We start from the raw sequence: 20,935 nt of genomic DNA, 5'->3' as shown, positions 1-20,935 counted from the left end.
TAAAAAAGGGGACGGGCTGCCTTCGCAGCCCGTCCCCTTTTTGCCGTGGCACTTACGCCGTGCGCAGCCAGACGGTGGTGTCAGCGCCGAGCGTTGATCCGTCGAACGCTCCGCTGGAGAGGATAAGTTCAGCCCCGGCAAGAGAGTCGGGCAGCTGGACGTCGGTGGACCCGGCGTTCGCGATCACGCTGACGGCGCCGTTCGTGAACGCGATGACGTCATCGCCGAGGCCATCGATCCACTCGATGGAGCCGAGGCCGAGGCCATGCTCGCGGCGCTTCCGCAGAGCGGAACTATAGAGCTCGAGCGTCGAACCGTCCACGCCAACCTGGGCGTCACGGGCGTACGGAGCCCAGTCGTCTGGCTGCGGCAACCACGCGGCACCTGTGGTGTTGAATCCGTAGGCGGGGGCGTTGGCCTCCCAAGGAATCGGCACGCGGCATCCGTCACGGCCGTATCGTTCGCCGTTCGTGCGGAACCAGGTCGGATCCTGGCGGGCGTCGTCCGGCAGGTCGATAACCTCGGGCAGCCCGAGCTCCTCGCCCTGGTAGATGTAAGCGCCTCCTGGGAGAGCGAGCATGAGCGCCGACGCGGCCCGGGCCCGCTGCAGGCCAACCTCGCGGATCGGCTGGCCGGGGCTCTTGGGGCCGATGCCGTGACCCTGCGGGTTCTCGGCGGTCAGCGCGAGCCGCGAGGCGTGACGAACGACGTCGTGGTTCGAAAGCACCCAGGTGCTCGGCGCGCCGACGGCGCTGAACGCTTCGAGTGACTCGTCGATGACGGCACGCAGGGCGGATGCTTGCCACGGCGTCTCGAGGTACGGAAAGTTGAACGCCTGTTGCATTTCGTCAGGGCGCACCCACTTCGCCATCTTCGACAGAGGATCGACCCAGGCTTCAGCGCAGAGCACGCGGTCGCCCTCGTACTCTTCGAGGAGCCTGTGCCAGTCGCGGTAGATGTCGTGAACACCCTCCTGTCCCCAGTACGGAGCGCCACCGTCGATGTCCTCGAAGTCGTCGATGCCAGGTTCAAGGCCGAGCGGGGTTGTGCCACCCATGCTGCCGCCTTCGGCCGGCGGGGTGTAGTCGGGCAGGCCGTCGGCCTTGATCATGCCATGGGCGACGTCGACCCGGAAGCCGTCGACTCCTCGGTCGAGCCAGAACCGCAGAACGTCACGGAACATCGCGCGGACCTCATCGTTGGTCCAGTCGAAGTCGGGCTGGCTGGAGTCGAAGAGGTGCAGGTACCACTGGCCAGCGGTGCCATCGGGGTTGGTGGTACGGGTCCATGCCGGTCCGCCGAACACACTCTGCCAGTTGTTTGGCGGGAGTTCGCCGTTCTCCCCATTTCCGTCGCGGAACATGTAGTGCGCGCGTTCGGCTGAGCCAGGTCCTGCGGCAAGGGCAGCCTGGAACCAGGAATGGGCGTCGGAGGAGTGATTGGGAACGAGGTCAACGATGACGCGGATATTGTTCGCGTGTGCCTGCGCTGTCATCGTGTCAAAGTCGTCGAGCGTTCCGAAGATCGGGTCGACGTCGCAGTAGTCGGCAACGTCGTAGCCGGCGTCCTTTTGCGGACTCGTCATGAACGGGGACAGCCAAATCGCGTCAACTCCGAGCTCCGAGAGTGACTCCAAACGCGACGTGATTCCGGGCAGGTCGCCGAGGCCATCACCGTTCGCGTCGGCGAAGGAGCGCGGGTAAATCTGGTAGATGACGGCTGAGCGCCACCACTCGGGGCTAGTGGGGGTAGTCATTCCGCTACCTTAGGCCAACGCTTCGCCTAGCGTGAGTACTTGCTAGCGCCGCCGATCCGAGCTAGAGAACGCTCGCGAATTGTGCTTTGTATACCCGCCCGGTATATCTGGGTACGCTTGCAGCACTTGTCGGCACCGAGAAAGAGGTTTCTCGCGATCATGGCGCTTCCGGGGGTACACCGTACCGCCGACAGCTATGAGGGGCATCGAGGCCTCGCTCACACACGTAGTCACGAAAGGCACACACCAATGAGGGTGAAAAATACTTCGATTCTGAAGGCGGGCGCACTGGCGACCGTTGCAGCGCTCGCACTCGCGGGTTGTTCCACAGGCGGAAACAATTCCGAAAGCGAATCCGACACAACACTGACCGTCTGGGTAGACGCTGACCGTGCTCCCGTCCTGAAGGACGCTGCAGCGGAGTTCACCAAGGAATCCGGTGTCAAGGTCAAGCTCGTCCAGAAGGACTTCGGCAAGATCCAGGAGGAGTTCACCGCCCAGGTTCCCTCTGGCAAGGGCCCGGACATCACTATCGGAGCACACGACTGGCTTGGCGGCTTTGTCACCAACGGCGTCGTGCAGCCGATCGAACTTGGCGACAAGGCATCGGAGTTTGAAGACGTCGCCATTCAGGCAATGAGCTACGAGGGCAAGAACTACGGACTGCCGTACGCCATCGAGAACATCGCGCTGCTTCGCAACACGGCGCTCGCCGCCGAGGCACCAACCGACTACAACGACATGGTCGCCGACGGCAGGGCAGCAGGCACAGAGTTCCCGTTCCTCGTGCAGGTCACCGCAGAGGGCGACCCGTACCACATGTACCCGTTCCAGTCCTCGTTTGGTGCTCCTGTTTTCGGCACCAACGAAGACGGCAGCTACAACCCGGAGGACCTGCAGATCGGCCAGGGTGACGAGTTCGCCGCCTGGCTCGCCGAGCAGGGCGCAGCGGGCCTGCTGAGCACCTCTATCACTGGAGACATCGCCAAGGAAAAGTTCAACGCCGGTGCTAGCCCGTACCTCATCACCGGGCCATGGAACGTGGGACCGGCGCAGGAAGCCGGCATCGACGTGGCTGTCGACCCGATCCCGTCCGCTGGTGGCGAGGTCGCACAGCCGTTCGTCGGCGTGCAGGGCTTCTTCGTTTCGGCAAAGAGCAAGAACACTCTCGCGGCCAACGAGTTCCTCACGAACTTCATCGGTACCGAAGACGTTCAGACCGCCCTGTTCGAGAAGGGCCAGCGCCCACCGGCGCTGACCGCCTCGTTCGAGAAGGCCGCGTCAGACCCGATCGTCGCCGCATTCGGTGAAGTGGGAGCAACAGGTGCCCCGCAGCCGTCGATCCCTCAAATGGGTAAGGTCTGGCAGTTCTGGGGTGTCACCGAAGCCGCCATCATCGACGGCGGAGACCCGGCAGCGCTGTGGGCCAAAATGACCGCGGACATCCAGGCTGCGATCGCCGAATAACACGGAATGGATGCCGGATGGCCAGCGATCGCTGGCCATCCGGCATCCGTCTGAAATACGCGAAAACCAACCGAGGCGACAATGCAGACGAGCACGCAGAATTCCAACGAGAGTATCCCTAAGGTGGTCGAGTCCAAGAGGCAAAAGCGTGCCGGCCGTATCGCCGAACACGCATCCGGCGGTGTCATCGCCCTGTTGATCAAGATCGGCATGCTCGCCGTCGTTGACGCGATCGCTGTATACGCTCTCTTCATCCTGTTCCTCAAGCAGGACTGGGTGATCTTCACGGTCGTACTGGTCATCACCGCGGCGATCAACATCATTTACTTCAAGCGGGGCCTTCTCCCGCTGAAGTACCTCGCTCCTGGCCTGGTCTTCCTGCTGCTCTTCCAGGTCTTCGTGATCGGGTACACCGCATACATCTCGTTCACGAACTACGGCACCGGACATAACAGCACCAAGGAGGATGCCGTCACGTCGCTGATTCAGTCAGCCCAGTACCGCGTGCCGGATTCTCCGACCTTCGACCTCGCGATCGTGGAGCAGGCCGGGCAGTTCAACTTCCTCGTCACCGACCCGGATGGCGACGTAACGATCGGGAACACTGAGACACCGCTGACCGAGGTGTCGAACGCCGAGATGTCCGGAGGCAAGGCGGTCAGCATCCCCGGATACAACACCGTCAACTTCACCGACATCGTCGCCAACCAGGACGCCATCGCAGCCATGACCGTGCAGGTCTCGGACGACCCCAACGACGGCGCACTGCGCACTCCGGACGGATCGAGCGCGTACCTGTACCTCTCCACCCTGAGCTTCGATGAAGCAGCAGACACCATGACGAACACCGAAACAGGGGTCGTCTACGCCGACACGGGTAACGGCGCCTTCACGTCCGAGGATGGCGAAGAGATTCTCCCCGGCTGGAGCGTCGTTGTCGGCGTGGAAAACTACGTCACGGCGTTCACAGACGCGAGCATTCGTGGGCCGCTGCTCAGCGTCACAGCGTGGACCTTCGCTTTCGCGCTGCTCAGCGTGGCGACGACGTTCATCCTCGGGCTATTTCTCGCCATCGTCTTCAATGACGTCCGAATGCGCGGACGCAAGTTCTACCGCGTTTTGATGATTCTGCCGTACGCGTTCCCCAGTTTCCTCGGGGCACTGGTTTGGGCCGGCATGCTCAACAAGGACTTCGGATTTGTGAACGTTGCCCTGCTCAGTGGGGCCGAGATACCGTGGCTGACCAACGAGTGGCTGGCCAAGTTCAGCATTCTGTTCGTCAACCTGTGGCTCGGCTTCCCGTACATGTTCCTTGTGTGCACCGGCGCTCTTCAGTCGATACCCGACGAACTGCAAGAAGCGGCAAAGATGGACGGTGCGAATCCCTGGCAGATTTTCCGACGGATCAAGTTTCCGTTGCTCCTCGTATCGATCGCCCCGTTGCTCATCGCATCGTTTGCATTCAACTTCAACAACTTCAACCTGATCTATATGTTGACCAACGGTGGGCCGCGGGATGCATCCGCCGGCATCAACGTGGGGGCATCCGACATCTTGATCTCGATGGTCTACAAGGTGGCGTTCTCAGGCGCCGACCGTGACTACGGGCTGGCCAGCGCCTTCTCGATCATCATCTTCCTCATCGTCGCGATTATCTCCATCGTGAGCTTCCGACAGACCAAGGCCCTGGAGGATCTGAACTAATGAGCACCTCGACTCCCGCCTCTCAGCGCACAACCACAACCACTGCAGCGGCGGTCCCGGCGAAACGCCCGTTCAAGTTTTCCCGCTGGTTCGGAGCAACCGGCTGGCGGCACCTGGTTGGCATCGTCATGATCGTGTTTTCGATGTTCCCGCTGTTCTACGTTCTGAGTGCATCGCTCAACCCCAATGGCACGCTTCTGCAATCGAACGGCCTGTTCTCGTCGCTCGGGTTCGATAACTACGTCACACTTTTCAACAACCCGCAACGGCCGTACGCCGCGTGGTTCATCAACACCCTGGTCATCGGGCTCACCACAGCGGCGGGCACCGTCTTCCTCGGTGCACTCGCGGCATACTGCTTCAGTCGGATGCGATTTGTCGGCCGCCGTTTCGGGCTGCTGTCGCTGGTGATCGTGCAGATTTTCCCGCAGTTACTCGCCGTCGTTGCTATCTTCCTGCTGCTGACGACTCTGGGCGACATCTTCCCCATCCTGGGTCTGGACAATCAAATCGCGCTCATCATGGTGTATCTCGGCGGCGCACTCGGCGTGAACACCTACCTGATGTATGGGTTCTTCAACACCGTTCCCTCCGATCTGGATGAAGCAGCAAAACTCGACGGTGCTGGGCACGCCCGGATTTTCTTCACGATCATCCTGCGTCTGGTCGCGCCGATTCTCGCTGTCGTCGGGTTGCTGAGTTTCATCGCCACCACCAGCGACTTCGTCATCTCGAGCGTTGTGCTCGTCACGCCGGAGCGGCAGACGCTCGCGGTTGGCCTGTACCAGTTCGTGTCGGACGAATTCACCACCAACTGGGGAGTCTTCGCCGCCGGTGCCGTGCTCGCAGCTCTCCCGGTCATGGCGTTGTTCCTCTACCTGCAGAAGTACATCGTCTCCGGCCTGACTGCGGGTGCGGTCAAGTAATTTTCCGACATGAAACCACACGACGGGTGATCCTTCTCCGTTTCCAACCCGTCGCCCGAACTTGGCGAGTGTGTCGAGGTTCGACCCCGGGTGTCGCACCCTCTCGGCACACCGCGAGCGGTCCGGTCCGCACTGCGTTCATTTTTTCCGCCTCACCGGCGGAGGGCTTACCGGTCGGCTGACCCGGAGAAGGCGCGATGCCGGGTGACCGTCTCGGTCCGGCCCGGCTAATCGTCGGACTTGTTGTTCTTTGGTCCCTTGTCGGGCTTTGGCTTCTTGTCCTTATTGTCGTTCCCGTTGTTGCCGTTTTCAACGCCGGGATCGTCGGTGACCGGAGCGGTTGGCACGACAGGGTCGGGGGTGACCTCGGGCGTGACCTCTGGGGTCGGCTCAGGCTCGGGCACTGGCGCGGGCACGACCTCCGGCTCGGGCGCCGGAGCCTGGGCGGCGAGTGCCGCGTCGACGTCAGCCAGAACGAGCGCGAGTGCCGCGTCGATGCGCTGGTGCCGAGCGAAGGAGACGGAGCCGTCCGCCGCGGCCTTCTCGAGTGCGGCGTCGAAGGCGACCAGGGTGTCGCGGGCATCCTGGAGGTCGCCGTCCGCGACCGCCTGGGTCACGGAGAGCACCGTGGACTGGAACTGCTTCGCGGTCTCAGCGTTAAGATCGGGCGGGCTGGCCTGGCAACCGGTCAAAGCGCCGCCGGCCAGTATCGCGCCGAACGCCAGTGTGACGAGGCGACCGCGCCGACCGTTGAGCAAGGTGTGAACGGTCATGGCGTCACGCTGTCCTGAAGTTCGGTGAGGTGCTCGCCGACGGTGCCGGGCACGTCGGGGTACTCGACGGGTGTCGATTCGGTCGATCCGCTGATGCCGATCACGATGGCAATCACAATCGCGACAATCACCGCGAGCGCGGCCGTGACGATGCTTGCCGTCACCCGCAAGCGACCGCGACCGCGACGCGCGCGCTGTGACGGGCTCACAGCATCCGTTGTGAAAGGAGACGTGTGAGCGCGAGGTGCGAGCAGGGCCGTCGACGCGGTGCTCAACTCCGATGCCACCGGCAGAAGTTTCGTAGCCGAACGGTCGGCTGAGCCCACTGCAAGAGCGACGGTTGAGCCCCCCTCTGTGTCGACGGCCATCGCGGCCGTCGCGTCGTTCTCGGGATCGGCGCTCGCCGAGTAGTTTCCGATTCGAGAAATGCCGCGCAACGCGAGGGCAACCTCGTGCGCGCTTGGCCGGTTCGCGGGCATCCTCGCCGTCATGGCGGCGAGCGTTTCGGCGAGAATCGGGTCGAGGTCGTCAGGAATCTGAGGGTCACGGGTGAGCGGAGCGAGCGCCGCCTCCTGCCCGGGCGCCGAGAACACGCGCTGCCCGGTGACGCACTCCAGCAGCACAAGCCCAAGGGAGTAGACATCGCTCGGCGGCCCAACAACATCGCCGCGGGCCTGCTCGGGGCTGAGGTAGCCGGCGGATCCGACGGTGAAGTGCGTCGCGGTCAGCCGTGCGCCGTCGACCAGACGGGCGATGCCGAAGTCGGTGAGTTTGGGGTGCGGCCGGGTGTCCTTGCCCGCCGCGTGCGCCATCAGGATGTTCGCCGGCTTCACGTCGCGATGCACAACGCCGCGCTCGTGGATGTAGTGCAGCGCATCGGCCAGGTCGGCGCCGATGTGCCTGGTGTCGTCCTCGCTCAACGCTCCGGCGGTCAGCCCCACACGCAGGTCAGCCCCTCGAACCAGCTCCATCACCAGGTACGACCGCGGGTTCAGCGGGTCGGTCTCGTCTGTGCCCGCATCAAGCAGCATCACAAGCCCGGGGTGGGTGAGGCTCGCGAGCAGGGAAATTTCACCCTGTTGGCGGCGGAAGTCTGACGGTGAAGCGGATGCCACTGAGAACAGTTTGACCGCGACGTCACGATTCAGAGACTCGTCGCGTGCCCGATACACCGAGGCCATTCCGCCGGAACCGACGATGGACAGCAGTCGGTATCGGCCAGACAGAATCTGGTCGATTGGTGCAGCGTGCTTGATCTCGGTCATGAGTCCTTCCCGGCCACCATGCTACGTTGGGGAAGCAGACCGCCGGTATGGTTCGAAGCATCCCCCGCGGGATGCTAGTCTCTACTGGTGCCATTTCGTATGGCCACGCTCCGGTAGCTCAGTGGTAGAGCACTTCCTTGGTAAGGAAGAGGTCGTCGGTTCAAACCCGACTCGGGGCTCGTTACTTTCTCGGCGAGCCGGGCGAAGTTTCGCGGCAGGGTAGCTCAGTTGGTGAGAGCGCACGACTCATAATCGTGAGGTCGCGGGTTCGAATCCCGCTCCTGCTACGGGGATAGGCCCCTCAAGGCCTCTTCCCATTTGAACCCCAAGGTCTCGCCACCTTGGGGTTTTTCAGTTTCCGAGCCGCTCGGTCATGAATGTCACCGCACTACACGCATCTGCGGTGAGCGCAACCCCGGTAAACGTTCAGCCAACAGCACCGTAAAATCGATGGGTACTCGGCTCCGCCCGAAGTCGAAAGGGAGTCTTTCTTGACCGGCAATGCCACGACCACACATCGCAACGTCTCGTTGCTGTCTGTCACGTCGACACTCGCATCCCGAGTCACCACCTCAGACGAGATCGATGCCCGTCTGGCGCCTGTGCTCAAACGACTGAAGCTTCCGTCGCGGCTCTTGCAGCGCGTCGCCGGTGTGCACGAACGCCGCAACTGGGAAGAGGGACAGACCTTCTACAGTGCGGCCATCGATGCAGGGAAGCGCGCCATGGCATCCGCTGGAATCACTCCAGACAAGGTCGGTCTGCTGATCAACACCTCTGTCACCCGCAAACACCTCGAACCGTCGGTCGCGGTCAAAATGCACGACGGCCTCGGGCTGCCGTCGTCTGCCATCAACTTCGACATCGCCAACGCGTGCCTCGGCTTCGTCAACGGAATGACGCTCGCATCACAGCTCATCGACGCTGGGCAGATCGAGTACGCGGTCATCATCGACGGCGAAGACGCCGACGAGATCCAGCACAACACCATCGAGCGGCTTCACCGCCCAGACATCAGCCGCACCGACTTCATGAGCGAGTTCGCGAGCCTCACCCTCGGTTCGGGCGCTGCCGCCGCGGTGCTTGGCCGGACCGACGCGAACCCCAACGGGCACCGCATCCTCGGTGGGGTCACCCGTGCGGCCACCCAGTTCAACGAACTGTGTGTCGGCAGTGTTGACGGCATGTTCACCGACGCCAAGGCGCTGCTCAAGGGCGGGATGCAGCTGGTGACGAGTGCGTGGAAAGACGCCCGCACCGACTGGAGCTGGTCGGCGATGGATCGGTACGTCATGCACCAGGTTTCCGACGTGCACACCAACGCCATCGTCAAGGCGATCGGCATCGACCGCTCACGTGTTCCGCTCACATACCCCACGCTCGGCAACGTCGGTCCAGCCTCCATTCCCATCACGCTCGCCGCGCAGGCCGACACACTCAAGGGTGGTGACCGGGTCCTTCTCATGGGAGTCGGCTCCGGCCTCAACACCGCGATGATGGAACTCGCCTGGTGAGTCCTCGGCTGCCGCGCGCCGCTGAGCTTCGCTCGCCCGCGATCCTTCCCCCGACGGACCTTGACGGACTTGACTCCGCGTTCTCGCGGATTGTGACTGCTGGCGATGCGTCCGGGTCGAATGACTGGCATCTGCTCGACAACGCCGATCGCCTCGCCGAACTCGGTGTGACGCCGGTCGGCACGATTCTCTGCGTTCACGGCAACCCGACCTGGTCATACCTGTGGCGTGACCTGGTATCGAAGGCGACGGATGCTGCCGCTAACGGTGACGAGGCATGGCGCGTCATCGCTGTCGACCAGTTGGAGATGGGATTCTCCGAGCGAACCGGTGTTCGGCGCCCGCTTCCGCAGCGTGTACGCGACCTCGGTGCGCTGACCGACGCCCTGAAACTGGACGGACCCGTCTTCACGCTCGGCCACGACTGGGGCGGCGTCGTTTCGCTCGGCTGGGCCGTTGATCACCCCGAGCTGCTCGCCGGCGTGATGATGCTCAACACGGCGGTACACCAGCCGGAGTCCGACCCGATCCCCGCACCGCTGCGCCTCGCGCTTCAGCCTGCGCTGCTCGGCAACGCCACAGTCGCAACACCGGCCTTCCTCGAAACCACGCTCGCGCTCGCGCACCCGCCACTGTCGACGTCGGTCAAGGACGGCTACCGGGCGCCGTATCGCGACGCGGCCCGCCGTGGCGGAATCGGCGGCTTCGTCGCCGACATCCCCGTCGACGACAGTCACGAGAGCTTCGCCGAGCTCGACCGCATCTCATCGGGTGTTGCGAAGCTCACCGTTCCGGCGCTCATGCTCTGGGGACCGCGCGACCCGATCTTCAGCGACAAGTACCTCGACGACCTCATCGACCGCCTGCCGCACGCCGACGTGCACCGGTTCGAAGGTGCCGGTCACCTGGTCGCCGAAGATGTGGACTATGCAGGTGCCGTGCTCACCTGGCTGGCAGATGGCATCCGCTCATCGTTCGATTCCGAAGTTGCGCCAGCCGATGACACCGAGCGGCCGCCGCTCTGGCACTACCTCGACGAGATGCGCGACAGCGACGAGACAGTCGTTGTCGACATGGTGCCGCCCACCGGTGACACGCCGCGGGTGGTCAGCTGGAAGCTGCTGTCACGTCGGGTTCGGCAGATTGCCGCAGGGCTGAGTGCCGTTGGTGTGGCCAGGGGCGACCGGGTGTCTCTGCTGATCCCGCCGAGTGCCGACCTCGTTGCGGTGCTCTACGCCTGCCTTCGGATCGGTGCGATCGTCGTCGTTGCCGACGCCGGCCTCGGCCTCAAGGGGCTGACCCGTGCAGTGCGCGGCGCCTACCCCGACCACGTCATCGGCGCTGCGCCGGGTCTCTCCGCCGCGCGCGCGCTCGGCTGGCCAGGGCAGAAGATCTCGACGGCCACGTACCCGAAAGCCGTTCGCCGCGCCCTCGACGTTTCGTACTCGCTCTCCGACCTGATCTCGCTCGGATCGGACGAGATCCTGCCCGCGCCTCCGGCGTCGACAGACACTGCCGCCGTGCTCTTTACCTCCGGTTCGACAGGGCCCGCGAAGGGTGTCGTTTACACCCACGCCCAGCTCTCGGCTGTACGTGACGCGCTCGCCGCGCAGTATGGCGTCGGAGTGGGCACCGGGCTCGTGGCCGGATTCGCGCCGTTTGCCCTGCTCGGGCCAGCCCTCGGCGCGCGGTCGGTCACCCCCGACATGGACGTGACCTCACCGAAGACGCTCACGGCAACCGCTGTTGCGGCCGCCGTCGCCGCGGTCGACGCCACGGTGGTGTTCCTCTCACCCGCTGCCGTCGCGAACGTTGTTGCCACCTCGAGCGCATTGACCGACGACGACCGCGCCGCCCTTGCCGGGGTCGAACGGTTCCTTTCCGCCGGCGCTCCGGTGTCCGAACCGCTGCTCGCCGCAATCGCCGCGCTCATGCCGAACGCGTCGGCGCACACCCCATACGGCATGACCGAGGGGCTGCTGATGACAGACATCACCCTCGATGGCATCCGCGAGGCTGCCGCCGAAGCCGGTGCAGGCGGAGTCTGCGTCGGCACGCCCACCGGCGTCACTCGGGTGCGCATTGCGCCGCTCGACGAGACCGGTCGTGCCACCGAAGAACTCACCGAGGACGCGAACGTCACCGGCGAGATCGTCGTCTCCGCTCCGCACGTCGAAGACCACTACGACCGGCTCTGGCTGACTCACCGCGCCAGCCGCCGCGGGGGAGTGCCAGGCGAACGCTGGCACCGCACCGGCGACGTTGGACACCTCGATTCAGCCGGGCGCCTCTGGGTTGAAGGGCGCATGCCGCACGTCATCGCCACGGCGAACGGCGTGCTCACCCCGGTCGGCCCCGAGCAGGCCCTCGAACGCCTGCACGAGATCGCCCGCGCTGGCGTCGTCGGCGTTGGCCCCAACGGCAACCGCCAGGTCGTCGCCGTTGTCGAGACCGTGCCTCCCGCCCGACGTGTGTCGCTCGCCACGCCAGAGCTGGTCGCCGCAATGCGCGGTGTGGTCGACGTTCCCCTCGCCGCAGCCCTGGTGGTTCCGAAGCTGCCGACAGACATCCGTCACAATTCGAAAATCAACCGTTCGGCGCTGTCCGACTGGGCAAGCGGCATTCTTGCCGGCGGGCGGATGCGGACGCCGTGAGAGTCCTGGTCACCGGTGCGAGCGGACTGCTCGGGCGTGCCGTTGCGGCCGAGATCGTCGCGGCTGGCCATGAGGTGACGACGTTCCAGAGACGTGCCTCTGGCGTCGACGGGGTCACCGATGTGCTTGGTTCTGTCACCGAAACGGATGCTGTCGCGCGCGTCACACAGGACGTCGACGCGATCGTCCACCTCGCTGCGAAGGTCTCACTCGCCGGGGACCCGGCTGATTTTGACCGCGTCAACGTGGGTGGAACCCGCAATCTGCTCGCGGCGGCGTCTGCTGCCGGGGTCGAGAAGTTTGTGTTCGTGTCGTCGCCGTCTGTGGCCCACGCGGGCGCGTCGATTGTGGGTGATGACGCGTTGCCTGCCGACCCGGAGCACGCTCGAGGCGACTATGCGCGGACCAAGGCTGAGGCCGAGCTGCTCGCGCTCGCTGCTGACTCACCCTCGCTGCGGGTCGTCGCCGTGCGGCCGCACCTCGTTTGGGGGCCCGGTGATACTCAGCTCGTCGCGCGGGTTGTCGAAAGGGCACGTGCCGGTCGGTTGCCGCTGCTCGATTCGGGCGCGGCGCTCATCGACACCATCTACATCGACAACGCGGCGTCGGGTATCGCGGCCGCGCTCGAACGGGTTGATGTCGTTCACGGCAACGCGTATGTGTTGACGAATGGTGAGCCGCGGCCGGTGGCGGAGTTGCTCGCTGGTATCTGTGGCGCGGCGGGAGTACGGGCACCAGGGTGGAGCGTCCCGGCCAGGCTTGCGCGTGGCGCCGGTTCGCTCATTGAACGTGCGTGGCGCATCAAGCCGGGTGTTGACGAGCCGCCGATGACGCGGTTCCTGGCCGAGCAGTTGTCGACGGCGCACTGGTTCGACCAGCGTCGCACGCGGGCCGACCTCCAGTGGGCGCCTGCCGTTTCGCTCGATGAGGGTTTCAGGCGCCTGGCGGAGTCGTACGGCCGCCCCTGACCGCGATTTGCGCGCGCCGTGCTTCGTGCCTGGTGCCTCGTGCCTGGTGCCTCGTCCTCGACCCTCGTGCCGCCTTACTCGGTCACCCACCGGTGAATCGGGTGGTCCCTCGACCCTTGTGCAGCCCTACGCGGTCACCAACTGGTGGTTCGGGTGTCCCTCGTGCCGTCCCGCCTCGTGCTCGGTCACAATCGGTGGTTCGGGTCTTACTCGGTCGAAAGTGGTGGCTCAATCGCAGATTATGCGACCGGTTGCGACCGAGCAACCGCTATTAACGCGCCCAACAACCATTCGCGCCCGAGCAACGCGCGTTCGACTCACCCGTTGCGAGAGCGAGCATCTGCCCGTGGGGCGTGGTCAGTTGAGACGACGCAATTCGTGGCCGCACCGCGAGCGAGCGACGAGGTGTGGCAACTCACCCCGCCGTGGGGTGGGTCGGGAAGGAGGAGCCGGCTGAGACGACGCAAATCGTCGTCCCGTGAGCGCGCGAGGGACAAAGTTCGGCAACTCGGCGGCCTATGGGGCAGTGGCGGGGATGCGGACACTGGAAGTGCGGCCATGCGAGCCAACCGGCCGAGCCTGCGCACAGCTCACCCGGCAACGACCGCCCCTCCCTCGAGTCGGACCCGAAGGGTAGTTCGCTCAGTCGAGTCGGCCCAAAGGGCAGTTCGCTCGATCGAGTCAGCCCAAAGGGTTGTTCGCTCGATCGAGTCGGCCCAAAGGGTTGTTCGCTCAATCGAGTCGGCCCAAAGGGCGGCTCAATATTTAACGAGTGACCCTTTCGGCCCAATCGAATCCCGAGTGACCATTTGGGCCCGGTCGATTGTCGCGGCCGCGGCTCCCGGGAATGGGGTGAGCGTGAGCGTGAGCGTGAGCGTGAGTACGAGCGTAAGCGTGAGTACGAGCACTCCGGCGGATCAGCCGCCGACGACGTCCGCCCACGCTGTGCGATCGACGATGAGCTGCCGCCACTGGCGCAACGCCTTCGCCGCACCAACACCGAGCGCCCCGACCACCCGATCGCCGCGCCTAAACACCGCGAGCATCCGCCGCTCGACGAGCGACCCCTCAAGGATTCGCACCTCGTCGTAACCCGGAATCCAGCCGTGCACCTGCAACTTGAGGTCGTATTGATCTGTCCAAAAGTAGGGCACAGAGGCGAACGCGTCTGGCGCCCCGTCCACCAGTCGGGCCCCAACATGCATGGCCTGCTCGGTCGCGTTGGTGCGGTGCTCGACCCGCATCGACTCGTCGAACGCAGGGTTCTCCCACCGGGCAACATCGCCGGCGGCGTAGATCCCGGGTGCCGCGGACAGGTCTGGCGCACACTCGACACCGTCCCCGATCGACAGCCCACTTCCGTTGAGCCAGTCGACAGTGGGCGATGCGCCGATCGCCACGAACACCACGTCGGCGTTAAGGGTCGAGCCGTCAGTAAACAACACCCCGGTGACCCGGCCCGCGGACGACAGCAGTGACTGCACAGCGTTCTCGGGACCCGTGCGCAACTCGACGCCGTGGCCCGTGTGCAGGGCGGCAACCTCGGCACCGATCGCGGGCCCGAGGCTCCGTTCGAGCGGGGTGGGCCGCGAATTCACGAGGGTCACCCGCAACCCGAGCCCGATCGCAGCCGCAGCAACCTCGGTCCCGAGGAATCCACCGCCAACAACGACGAGGTGCCGACCGGCCACGAGTTCTTCGGAGAGCGCAAGCGTGTCGTCGATCGTGCGCAGGGTGTGCACACCGGCGAGGTGCGCCGACTCCGGCAGCACGCGCGGCGTCACACCGGTCGCAATGACGAGGCGATCAAACGGAAGGTCCGTGGCATCCGTCAGCGAAAGAATCGAACGTTCGACGTCGAGCTTCGTTGCAGACACCCCCGAACGGATGTCGACGGCCAGGCTGGCAAGATCGGCCTCGGTTTTCAACGCGACGCGGTCGACACCCCACTCGCCGGTGAGCAGGTGCTTCGAGAGCGGCGGCCGATCGTACGGAACGTGACGCTCGGCGTCAACCAGGGTGAGGTCGCGGTCATAGCCGTTGCGGCGGAGTGCGGCGGCCGTCGTCAGCCCGGCAGCCGACGCCCCGACGATGACAATGTTCGAGGGAGCAGCGCTCACGACTACTCGACGAGCCTCAACGCTGCGGACGGGCAGCTCAGAACGGCGTCGCGAACGGCGTCGAGCTGGTCGTCACCGGGGTTAGCGTCGAGCAGGATGACCTTGCCCACCTCGTCGTCCTGGTCGAACACGTCAGGCGCGATCGCGGCACAGACTCCAGCGGCAACACATACTTCGATATCGGCAATGACCTTCATCGGATCCTTCTTCCCTCACGACCCGCGTTTGAGCGCGCCTTCGTCAATTCTGGCACCCGCGGCGCGTGAGTTTGCGCGATCCGACCCAGCTCGCAGGGCATTCACACGGCGTCGGCTCGCCGCTCGACGCGGACGCCGGCTGATAGGTTCGATTTCGCCGCACGGGCGACGAAGGGAAGCGGATGCCACAGCAACGCACACGAGGACACTGGGTCTGGCTCGTCGTCATCGGCCTCGCCGCAGGGTTCCTCTCCGGCCTGTTCGGCGTCGGTGGCGGCATCCTCATCGTTCCAGCGCTCGTGCTCCTGCTCGGGCTCGACCAGCGCATCGCCGCTGGCACGTCGCTGGCCGCGATTGTGCCGATGGCCTCCGTCGGAGTGATCAGCTATGCGATCGGCGGCTACGTCGACTGGGCAGCAGCCCTGCTGCTCATCCTCGGCAGTGTTGTCGGTGCGCAGATCGGTTCACTTTTGCTCAACCGCATCCCACGCAAGGTGTTGTCGTGGCTGTTCATCGGCTTCCTGGTCGTCGTCATCGCGACGCTCTTTCTCGTCATCCCCTCGAGAGACGCCTTCGTCGAGATCACAGTGCTCAGCGGAATCGGCCTCGTTGTGCTCGGCCTCGGCACCGGCATCCTGTCCGGTCTGCTCGGTGTTGGCGGTGGCGTTGTCATCGTGCCGCTGCTCATCCTGCTGTTCGGAGCGAGCGACCTCGTCGCGAAGGGCACCTCACTTCTTGTCATCATCCCGACGGCGCTGTTCGGCACGATCGGAAACTTCCGTCGCCACAACGTCGATCTGTCCGCCGCCGCGGTGATCGGCGTTTCGGCCTGCACAACCACGGCCATCGGTGCGGCGCTGGCCAGCGTCATTTCGCCGACACTCTCGACAATTCTTTTCGCGATCTTCCTGGCGGCGGTCGCCGTGCAGATGACGGTGAAGGCGCTGCGCTCGCGCTGAGCCCTACCTGGCCCTCTTCGCCAGCCACCGGGCATAGTTCTCGTTGCGTCGGAGCCTGAGGTGTTTGATGTAGAGCAAGCCGACCCACATTGAGGCGGGGTACGCTGCGATCGACGCCACCAGGGCGATCCGACCCGGTTCCCGACCGAGCGGGGCAAACAGAACGAGTGCTGCACCACCAGCAATGACGAGCGCTGTCACTATGCCGAGCGCGAGCGGCCAGCCCCATGCCCAGCGCTCCATCTCTTCGGTCCATCGGATCGGTGTAGGCGGTTTACGGCTGAACCGCATGGGTAATGTCGCAAGCCAGCCGATGGCGGCCATCGCCAGCCCCATCCCTGTCATGATCAGACCCGACTCGATGTTCTCCCGCAGGGCCGCTGAAATCAGCACCCAGGTTGCGCCAGCACCCGCGATGACGAGGCCGGGCAGGGTGAAGACCACCAAAAACGACCGGCGCTTGAGGTAACCAACAGCCGAATCCTCAAAGCTCGCCAATTCCGGCGCAGCGTACGGGAGTTGCGATGTATTCATGGGCTCCTTGCGATTCGGGACGGGGTCGTGGCGGATGCGATCGGCAATGACCGTTCGCATCCGAGAGTACCGTTCCCGTGCGACCTTCTCACTTACCGTGCGGACGCTTCAGTTTTCTAGGCCCTACCGCCTGTGGATACTCGTCTGTACGATTTTCCGAAATTGCCGTTCGACAGGGAGACACCATGCCATCACTCGACGATCTACTCGGCCGACTTCCGATCGCTGACATCGCCGCCAGGCTGGGCGTCGATGAGGCAACCGCCTCCGCCGCGGTTGAGCAGGCGCTTCCCGCTCTGGTCAGTGGCCTTGAGGCCAACGCGCAGGATGCCGGCGGCGCGGCCTCCCTCGAGGAAGCCGTCTCGCAGCATTCACCCGCCCTCGTCGAAGGCGGTATCGACCTTGAGGAGGTGGACCCGGCCGACGGCGAGAAGATCGTCAGCCACATCTTCGGTGAGCACAAGGACCAGGTGGTCGCAACCCTGTCGAGCGGAACCACCCAACCGGCGTCATTCACGGGCGGATCGGTCGTGGGCAAACTGTTGCCGATTCTCGCCCCGATCGTGCTGAGCTACCTCGCCAAGCAGTTCTCCGAGCGCAAGCAGTCGACCGAGACGGCCCAGCCGACCGAGCCGATGCAGTCGCGCGTGCCCAAACCGACACCCGAGAAGGAGCAGGGTGGCCTCGGTGGAATACTTGGCGGCCTCCTCGGCGGCGGTTCGTCAGACAGTGGCAGCAGCGGTGGCATCGGTGAGATCCTCGGCGGGCTGCTCGGCGGCGACAGCAGATCGTCTGGCGGCATCGGTGATGTACTCGGTGGCCTGCTCGGTGGCGGGCGCAAGTAACGGCGCACCGCCAGAGGTCCCTGCACGCCCCGGTAGGCTGGACGGGTGCCAGTAAACCCCGAACTTCAGGGTCGCGTGTTCCCGCCGGCCCCGCCATACCTCGTCGGACTCGAGAAGGTGCGCGAGTTCTCGCGAGCCGTTTTCGCCTCTCACCCGATCAACTTCGAAACGGATGCTGCGCTCGCGGCAGGTCACGCCGGTGTCGTTGCGCCGCCGACCTTCGCGGTCGTTGTGCAAGAGCAGACCCTCGCTCAACTGCTGAGCGAACCTGATGCAGGTATCGACTTCACTCGCGTTGTGCACGGTGACCAGCGCTTCACCTACACTCGCCCCATCGTGGCCGGGGATGAGCTGACCGCGACGTTGACGGTGACCAGTGTGAAGACGCTCGGTCCGCACGCGATGGTGACGGCGGAGTCCACCATGGTCGATGCCACTGGAGCCCACGTCGTGACCGCGACGTCCACCCTTGTTGTGCGAGGTGACGAATGAGCACGCCCATTTTCGACGAACTGACCGTCGGCGACGTGATTGCGGAACGTGAGTTCCCGCTAACGCGGGATTCCCTCGTTCGGTACGCCGGAGCATCCGGTGACTTCAATCCCATTCACTATCGCGACGATGTCGCGGCATCCGTCGGCCTGCCCGGTGTCCTTGCACACGGCATGCTCACGATGGGTTTCGCCGTTCAGCCGGTTGTCGACTGGGCCGGAGACCCCGCCCGCGTCGTGGACTACGCGGTGAAGTTCACCCGCCCCGTTGTCGTCCACCCGCAGGACGGTGCACTCGTCACTGTGGTTGCGAAGATCGGTGCGCTCGATGAGGGTGTCGCGCGGGTTGACCTGACCGTGAGCTTTGACGGCAAGACAGTGCTCGGCAAGGCGCAGGTGCGCGTTGCACTTGGCCGACGATGACGAACCTCTCTGAACTCACGACGCTTCGGGTCGGCGGTCCAGCGGTCGAAACGATCACGGCGACGACTCGAGATGAACTCGTGTCTGCTGTTGCCTCGGTCTGGGGTTTCGGCGAAGACCCGTTGATTCTCGGCGGCGGTTCCAATGTGCTCGTCGCTGACGAGGGATACGACGGCACCCTGATCCGGGTAGCTTCGCGCGGCATCGAGGTGTTGGCATCCGAGAACGGGCGTGTGCTGCTGCGTGTGCAGGCGGGCGAATGCTGGGACGACCTCGTCGCCTTTGCGGTCGAGCGCGGCCTTGCTGGCATCGAAGCGCTCAGTGGAATTCCCGGCTCGTGCGGTGCGAGCCCCATCCAGAACATCGGCGCGTACGGGCAGGAGCTCTCCGCCTGTCTCGTCGCTGTCGAGCTGCTCGACCGTGAGCACGGCGACCTGGTTCGGGTGCCCGCCGCCGAACTCGGGCTCGGATACCGCACCTCGGTGCTCAAACGCCACGGCGGACACGCGCCGGAGCGGAACGGCGTTGTGGTCTCCATCGACGTCGAGCTCACGGATGACGCCGGGCTCAGCGCTCCGATCGGTTACGCCCAGCTCGCCTCAGCGCTCGGCGTTGAGATGGGAGCCCGGCTACCCATCGCCGACGTGCGTCGCACCGTGCTCGACCTGCGCCGGTCGAAGGGTATGGTTGTCGACCCGTCAGACCCAGACACGTCGAGTGCCGGATCGTTCTTCACCAACCCGATCGTGTCCGAGTCGTTTGCTCGATCGCTGCCAGCGGATGCTCCGCGCTGGCCGATGGGGGACGAGCACGAAGATGCCGTCGTCATCCCGCTCGGCGAGTGGACCGGCGATGTGCCGCCACCGTCGTTCGAACATGGCGCGCGAGTGAAGCTCAGTGCGGCCTGGCTCATTGAACGAGCCGGAATCACCCGGGGTTTCCGCCTCCCAGGCTCTCGGGCGGGTATCTCGACGAAGCACACGCTCGCGCTCACCAACACCGGTGGGTCGACAGCGGACGAGATCGCCTCGCTGGCCAGGTACGTGCAGATGCGCGTCGCCGCTGAGTTCGGCGTCGTGCTGCAGCCCGAGCCGGTGTACGTGAACCTCGACTTTTAGCCGAGGTTCACGCACGTCGATCTAGCCGAACAGCTTCTGCAGTCGCTGAGCACCCTCGAGCAACGCGTCGTCGCCGAGCGCATAGCTGAAGCGCAGGTACCCGGACGGGCCGAACGCCTCACCGGGAACAGCGGCAACCTCGGCCGAATCGAGCATGAGGTCGGCCAGCTCGAGCGATGTCGTCGGGGTGACCCCGCCGATCTCCTTGCCGAGAAGCGCTGTGACGTCCGCATAAACGTAGAACGCACCCTGCGGGGTCGGCACCGAGAACCCGTCGATCTTGTTGAGTTCTGAGACGATGACCTTGCGGCGGCGGTCGAACGCCAGGCGCATGGTCTCGACATCGTCCTGCGGGCCGGTCAGCGCGGCGATCGCGGCACGCTGAGCGATGTTGTTGACGTTGCCGGAGAGGTGCGACTGCAGGTTCGACAGTGCCTTGATGGCATCGGCCGGGCCGACGGTCCATCCAACGCGCCAGCCCGTCATCGCGTAGGTCTTCGCCACACCGTTCACGAGAAGCGTCTGCTCGGCAAGCGCTGGAACCGCTTCGACGATCGACAGCGCCTTCACGCCGTCGTAAGTGAGGTTCTGGTAGATCTCATCGGTGATCACCCAGATGCCGTGCTCGAGTGCCCACTCGCCGATGGCCTTTGTCTGTTCGGGGGAGTAGACGGCTCCTGTCGGGTTCGACGGCGACACAAACAGCAGCACCTTGGTGCGCTCGGTGCGTGCGGCCTCCAGCTGCTCGAGCGTGACCTGGTAGCCCTGCGACGCATCGGCGAAAACCTCGACGGCGACACCGTCTGCGAGGGCGATGACCTCGGGGTATGTGGTCCAGAACGGCGTCGGAACAATGACCTCATCGCCCGGGTTGAGCAGTACCTGGAACGCCTCGTAAACCGACTGCTTGCCGCCGTTGGTGACGAGCACCGAGCTCGCGCGAACCGCAAGACCTGAGTCGCGCAGGGTCTTCGCCGCGATGGCCTCGCGCAGGTCGGGCAGCCCTGCTGCCGGGGTGTACCTGTGATTCTTCTTGTCGCTGGCCGCGGCGATGGCGGCCTCGACGATGTGCTGCGGCGTGCCGAAATCCGGCTCGCCTGCGGCATAACTGATCACGGGCCGGCCTTCGGCCTGCAGGGCCTTCGCCTTCGAATCGACCTTCAGCGTTGCTGATTCGGCGATGGCGGAAATCTTCGTGGAGAGTCTCGGTGTTGTGCTCAC

18 protein-coding genes and 2 tRNA genes are annotated in these 20,935 nt (G+C 64.8%); 13 read left to right on the top strand and 7 right to left on the bottom strand.

From position 1 onward, the window contains the following. Positions 1-52 precede the first annotated feature (52 nt). On the bottom strand, positions 53-1,756 hold the full coding sequence (locus D9V28_RS14850; protein WP_121660495.1) for a glycoside hydrolase family 13 protein: 1,704 nt from the start codon (positions 1,754-1,756) through the stop codon (positions 53-55). 249 nt (positions 1,757-2,005) lie between these two features. Between D9V28_RS14850 and D9V28_RS14845 the strand changes: the two genes are divergently transcribed. The 3 genes from D9V28_RS14845 (at position 2,006) to D9V28_RS14835 (ending at position 5,853) form a co-directional block, all read left to right on the top strand. Then, a complete protein-coding gene (locus D9V28_RS14845) occupies positions 2,006-3,223 on the top strand; it encodes a sugar ABC transporter substrate-binding protein (RefSeq protein WP_121660494.1) in 1,218 nt (405 codons plus the stop codon). An 81-nt stretch (positions 3,224-3,304) separates the two neighbouring features. Next, entirely contained in the window at positions 3,305-4,927 is a 1,623-nt protein-coding gene (locus D9V28_RS14840; RefSeq protein WP_121660493.1) for an ABC transporter permease subunit, read from the top strand. Beyond that, positions 4,927-5,853, top strand: a complete 927-nt coding sequence (locus D9V28_RS14835) for a sugar ABC transporter permease (protein WP_121660492.1) — start codon at positions 4,927-4,929, stop codon at positions 5,851-5,853. Before D9V28_RS14840 ends, D9V28_RS14835 begins: the two co-directional genes overlap by 1 nt. A gap of 227 nt (positions 5,854-6,080) precedes the next feature. Here the strand turns inward: D9V28_RS14835 and D9V28_RS14830 are convergent, their stop codons facing one another. Both D9V28_RS14830 and D9V28_RS14825 read right to left on the bottom strand, forming a co-directional pair. After that, on the bottom strand, positions 6,081-6,626 hold the full coding sequence (locus D9V28_RS14830; RefSeq protein WP_121660491.1) for a hypothetical protein: 546 nt from the start codon (positions 6,624-6,626) through the stop codon (positions 6,081-6,083). Next, positions 6,623-7,891 carry a serine/threonine-protein kinase gene (locus D9V28_RS14825; protein WP_229728170.1) on the bottom strand — a complete coding sequence of 423 codons (1,269 nt, stop codon included), beginning with the start codon at positions 7,889-7,891 and terminating at the stop codon, positions 6,623-6,625. The genes D9V28_RS14830 and D9V28_RS14825 overlap by 4 nt, the downstream gene beginning before the upstream one ends. A 107-nt stretch (positions 7,892-7,998) precedes the next feature. Here D9V28_RS14825 and D9V28_RS14820 point away from each other — a divergent pair. From D9V28_RS14820 to D9V28_RS14800, 5 genes are all read left to right on the top strand, one after another. Beyond that, positions 7,999-8,070 (top strand) — tRNA-Thr (locus tag D9V28_RS14820). Between the two features lie 34 nt (positions 8,071-8,104). Next, positions 8,105-8,178, top strand: a tRNA-Met gene (locus D9V28_RS14815). 204 nt (positions 8,179-8,382) lie between these two features. Next, positions 8,383-9,405 carry a 3-oxoacyl-ACP synthase III gene (locus tag D9V28_RS14810; RefSeq protein ID WP_121660490.1) on the top strand — a complete coding sequence of 341 codons (1,023 nt, stop codon included), beginning with the start codon at positions 8,383-8,385 and terminating at the stop codon, positions 9,403-9,405. Then, on the top strand, positions 9,402-12,059 hold the full coding sequence (locus tag D9V28_RS14805; protein ID WP_121660489.1) for an alpha/beta fold hydrolase: 2,658 nt from the start codon (positions 9,402-9,404) through the stop codon (positions 12,057-12,059). The genes D9V28_RS14810 and D9V28_RS14805 overlap by 4 nt, the downstream gene beginning before the upstream one ends. Next, a complete protein-coding gene (locus tag D9V28_RS14800) occupies positions 12,056-13,027 on the top strand; it encodes an NAD-dependent epimerase/dehydratase family protein (protein WP_121660488.1) in 972 nt (323 codons plus the stop codon). The genes D9V28_RS14805 and D9V28_RS14800 overlap by 4 nt, the downstream gene beginning before the upstream one ends. 917 nt (positions 13,028-13,944) lie before the next feature. Here D9V28_RS14800 and D9V28_RS14795 read toward each other — a convergent pair. Together D9V28_RS14795 and D9V28_RS14790 are read right to left on the bottom strand one after the other, a co-directional pair. Continuing rightward, complete coding sequence (locus D9V28_RS14795) at positions 13,945-15,147, bottom strand: NAD(P)/FAD-dependent oxidoreductase (RefSeq protein ID WP_121660487.1); 1,203 nt, start codon at positions 15,145-15,147, stop codon at positions 13,945-13,947. 2 nt (positions 15,148-15,149) lie between these two features. Continuing rightward, complete coding sequence (locus tag D9V28_RS14790) at positions 15,150-15,344, bottom strand: ferredoxin (RefSeq protein WP_121660486.1); 195 nt, start codon at positions 15,342-15,344, stop codon at positions 15,150-15,152. 182 nt (positions 15,345-15,526) lie between these two features. On the opposite strand from D9V28_RS14790, the gene D9V28_RS14785 reads away from it, so the two are divergent. Continuing rightward, positions 15,527-16,303, top strand: a complete 777-nt coding sequence (locus D9V28_RS14785; protein ID WP_121660485.1) for a sulfite exporter TauE/SafE family protein — start codon at positions 15,527-15,529, stop codon at positions 16,301-16,303. A 3-nt stretch (positions 16,304-16,306) separates the two neighbouring features. Here D9V28_RS14785 and D9V28_RS14780 read toward each other — a convergent pair whose 3' ends face one another. Next, positions 16,307-16,837: a hypothetical protein gene (locus D9V28_RS14780; RefSeq protein ID WP_147441022.1), complete on the bottom strand. Its 531-nt coding sequence runs from the start codon at positions 16,835-16,837 to the stop codon at positions 16,307-16,309. A gap of 185 nt (positions 16,838-17,022) precedes the next feature. On the opposite strand from D9V28_RS14780, the gene D9V28_RS14775 reads away from it, so the two are divergent. From D9V28_RS14775 to D9V28_RS14760, 4 genes are read left to right on the top strand one after another with little or no spacing between them, the layout of a single operon-like run. Beyond that, complete coding sequence (locus D9V28_RS14775) at positions 17,023-17,682, top strand: DUF937 domain-containing protein (protein WP_121660483.1); 660 nt, start codon at positions 17,023-17,025, stop codon at positions 17,680-17,682. Positions 17,683-17,727: 45 nt separating this feature from the next. After that, on the top strand, positions 17,728-18,174 hold the full coding sequence (locus D9V28_RS14770) for an FAS1-like dehydratase domain-containing protein (protein ID WP_121660482.1): 447 nt from the start codon (positions 17,728-17,730) through the stop codon (positions 18,172-18,174). Next, positions 18,171-18,596 carry a MaoC family dehydratase gene (locus tag D9V28_RS14765; RefSeq protein WP_121660481.1) on the top strand — a complete coding sequence of 142 codons (426 nt, stop codon included), beginning with the start codon at positions 18,171-18,173 and terminating at the stop codon, positions 18,594-18,596. Before D9V28_RS14770 ends, D9V28_RS14765 begins: the two co-directional genes overlap by 4 nt. Next, the gene (locus tag D9V28_RS14760; protein ID WP_121660480.1) at positions 18,593-19,714 is read left to right on the top strand and encodes a UDP-N-acetylmuramate dehydrogenase; all 1,122 of its coding nucleotides are present in this window, start codon (positions 18,593-18,595) and stop codon (positions 19,712-19,714) included. Before D9V28_RS14765 ends, D9V28_RS14760 begins: the two co-directional genes overlap by 4 nt. A 21-nt stretch (positions 19,715-19,735) precedes the next feature. Here D9V28_RS14760 and D9V28_RS14755 read toward each other — a convergent pair whose 3' ends face one another. Further along, positions 19,736-20,935: a pyridoxal phosphate-dependent aminotransferase gene (locus D9V28_RS14755; RefSeq protein WP_121660479.1), complete on the bottom strand. Its 1,200-nt coding sequence runs from the start codon at positions 20,933-20,935 to the stop codon at positions 19,736-19,738.

The sequence above is a fragment of the Mycetocola zhadangensis genome, from assembly GCF_003668565.1.
GTDB classification, from domain to species: Bacteria; Actinomycetota; Actinomycetes; order Actinomycetales; family Microbacteriaceae; genus Mycetocola_A; species Mycetocola_A zhadangensis.
The sequence above is the reverse complement of the archived record's forward strand: the minus strand, read 5'-3'. Positions and strand labels throughout refer to the sequence as shown.

Coding starts and splice junctions, on each gene's coding strand:
- D9V28_RS14850 (WP_121660495.1), bottom strand. CDS start 1,756: ATGACTACCCCCACTAGCCCCGAGTGGTGGCGCTCAGCCGTCATCTAC.
- D9V28_RS14845 (WP_121660494.1), top strand. CDS start 2,006: ATGAGGGTGAAAAATACTTCGATTCTGAAGGCGGGCGCACTGGCGACC.
- D9V28_RS14840 (WP_121660493.1), top strand. CDS start 3,305: ATGCAGACGAGCACGCAGAATTCCAACGAGAGTATCCCTAAGGTGGTC.
- D9V28_RS14835 (WP_121660492.1), top strand. CDS start 4,927: ATGAGCACCTCGACTCCCGCCTCTCAGCGCACAACCACAACCACTGCA.
- D9V28_RS14830 (WP_121660491.1), bottom strand. CDS start 6,626: ATGACCGTTCACACCTTGCTCAACGGTCGGCGCGGTCGCCTCGTCACA.
- D9V28_RS14825 (WP_229728170.1), bottom strand. CDS start 7,891: ATGACCGAGATCAAGCACGCTGCACCAATCGACCAGATTCTGTCTGGC.
- D9V28_RS14790 (WP_121660486.1), bottom strand. CDS start 15,344: ATGAAGGTCATTGCCGATATCGAAGTATGTGTTGCCGCTGGAGTCTGT.
- D9V28_RS14785 (WP_121660485.1), top strand. CDS start 15,527: ATGCCACAGCAACGCACACGAGGACACTGGGTCTGGCTCGTCGTCATC.
- D9V28_RS14780 (WP_147441022.1), bottom strand. CDS start 16,837: ATGAATACATCGCAACTCCCGTACGCTGCGCCGGAATTGGCGAGCTTT.
- D9V28_RS14775 (WP_121660483.1), top strand. CDS start 17,023: ATGCCATCACTCGACGATCTACTCGGCCGACTTCCGATCGCTGACATC.
- D9V28_RS14765 (WP_121660481.1), top strand. CDS start 18,171: ATGAGCACGCCCATTTTCGACGAACTGACCGTCGGCGACGTGATTGCG.
- D9V28_RS14760 (WP_121660480.1), top strand. CDS start 18,593: ATGACGAACCTCTCTGAACTCACGACGCTTCGGGTCGGCGGTCCAGCG.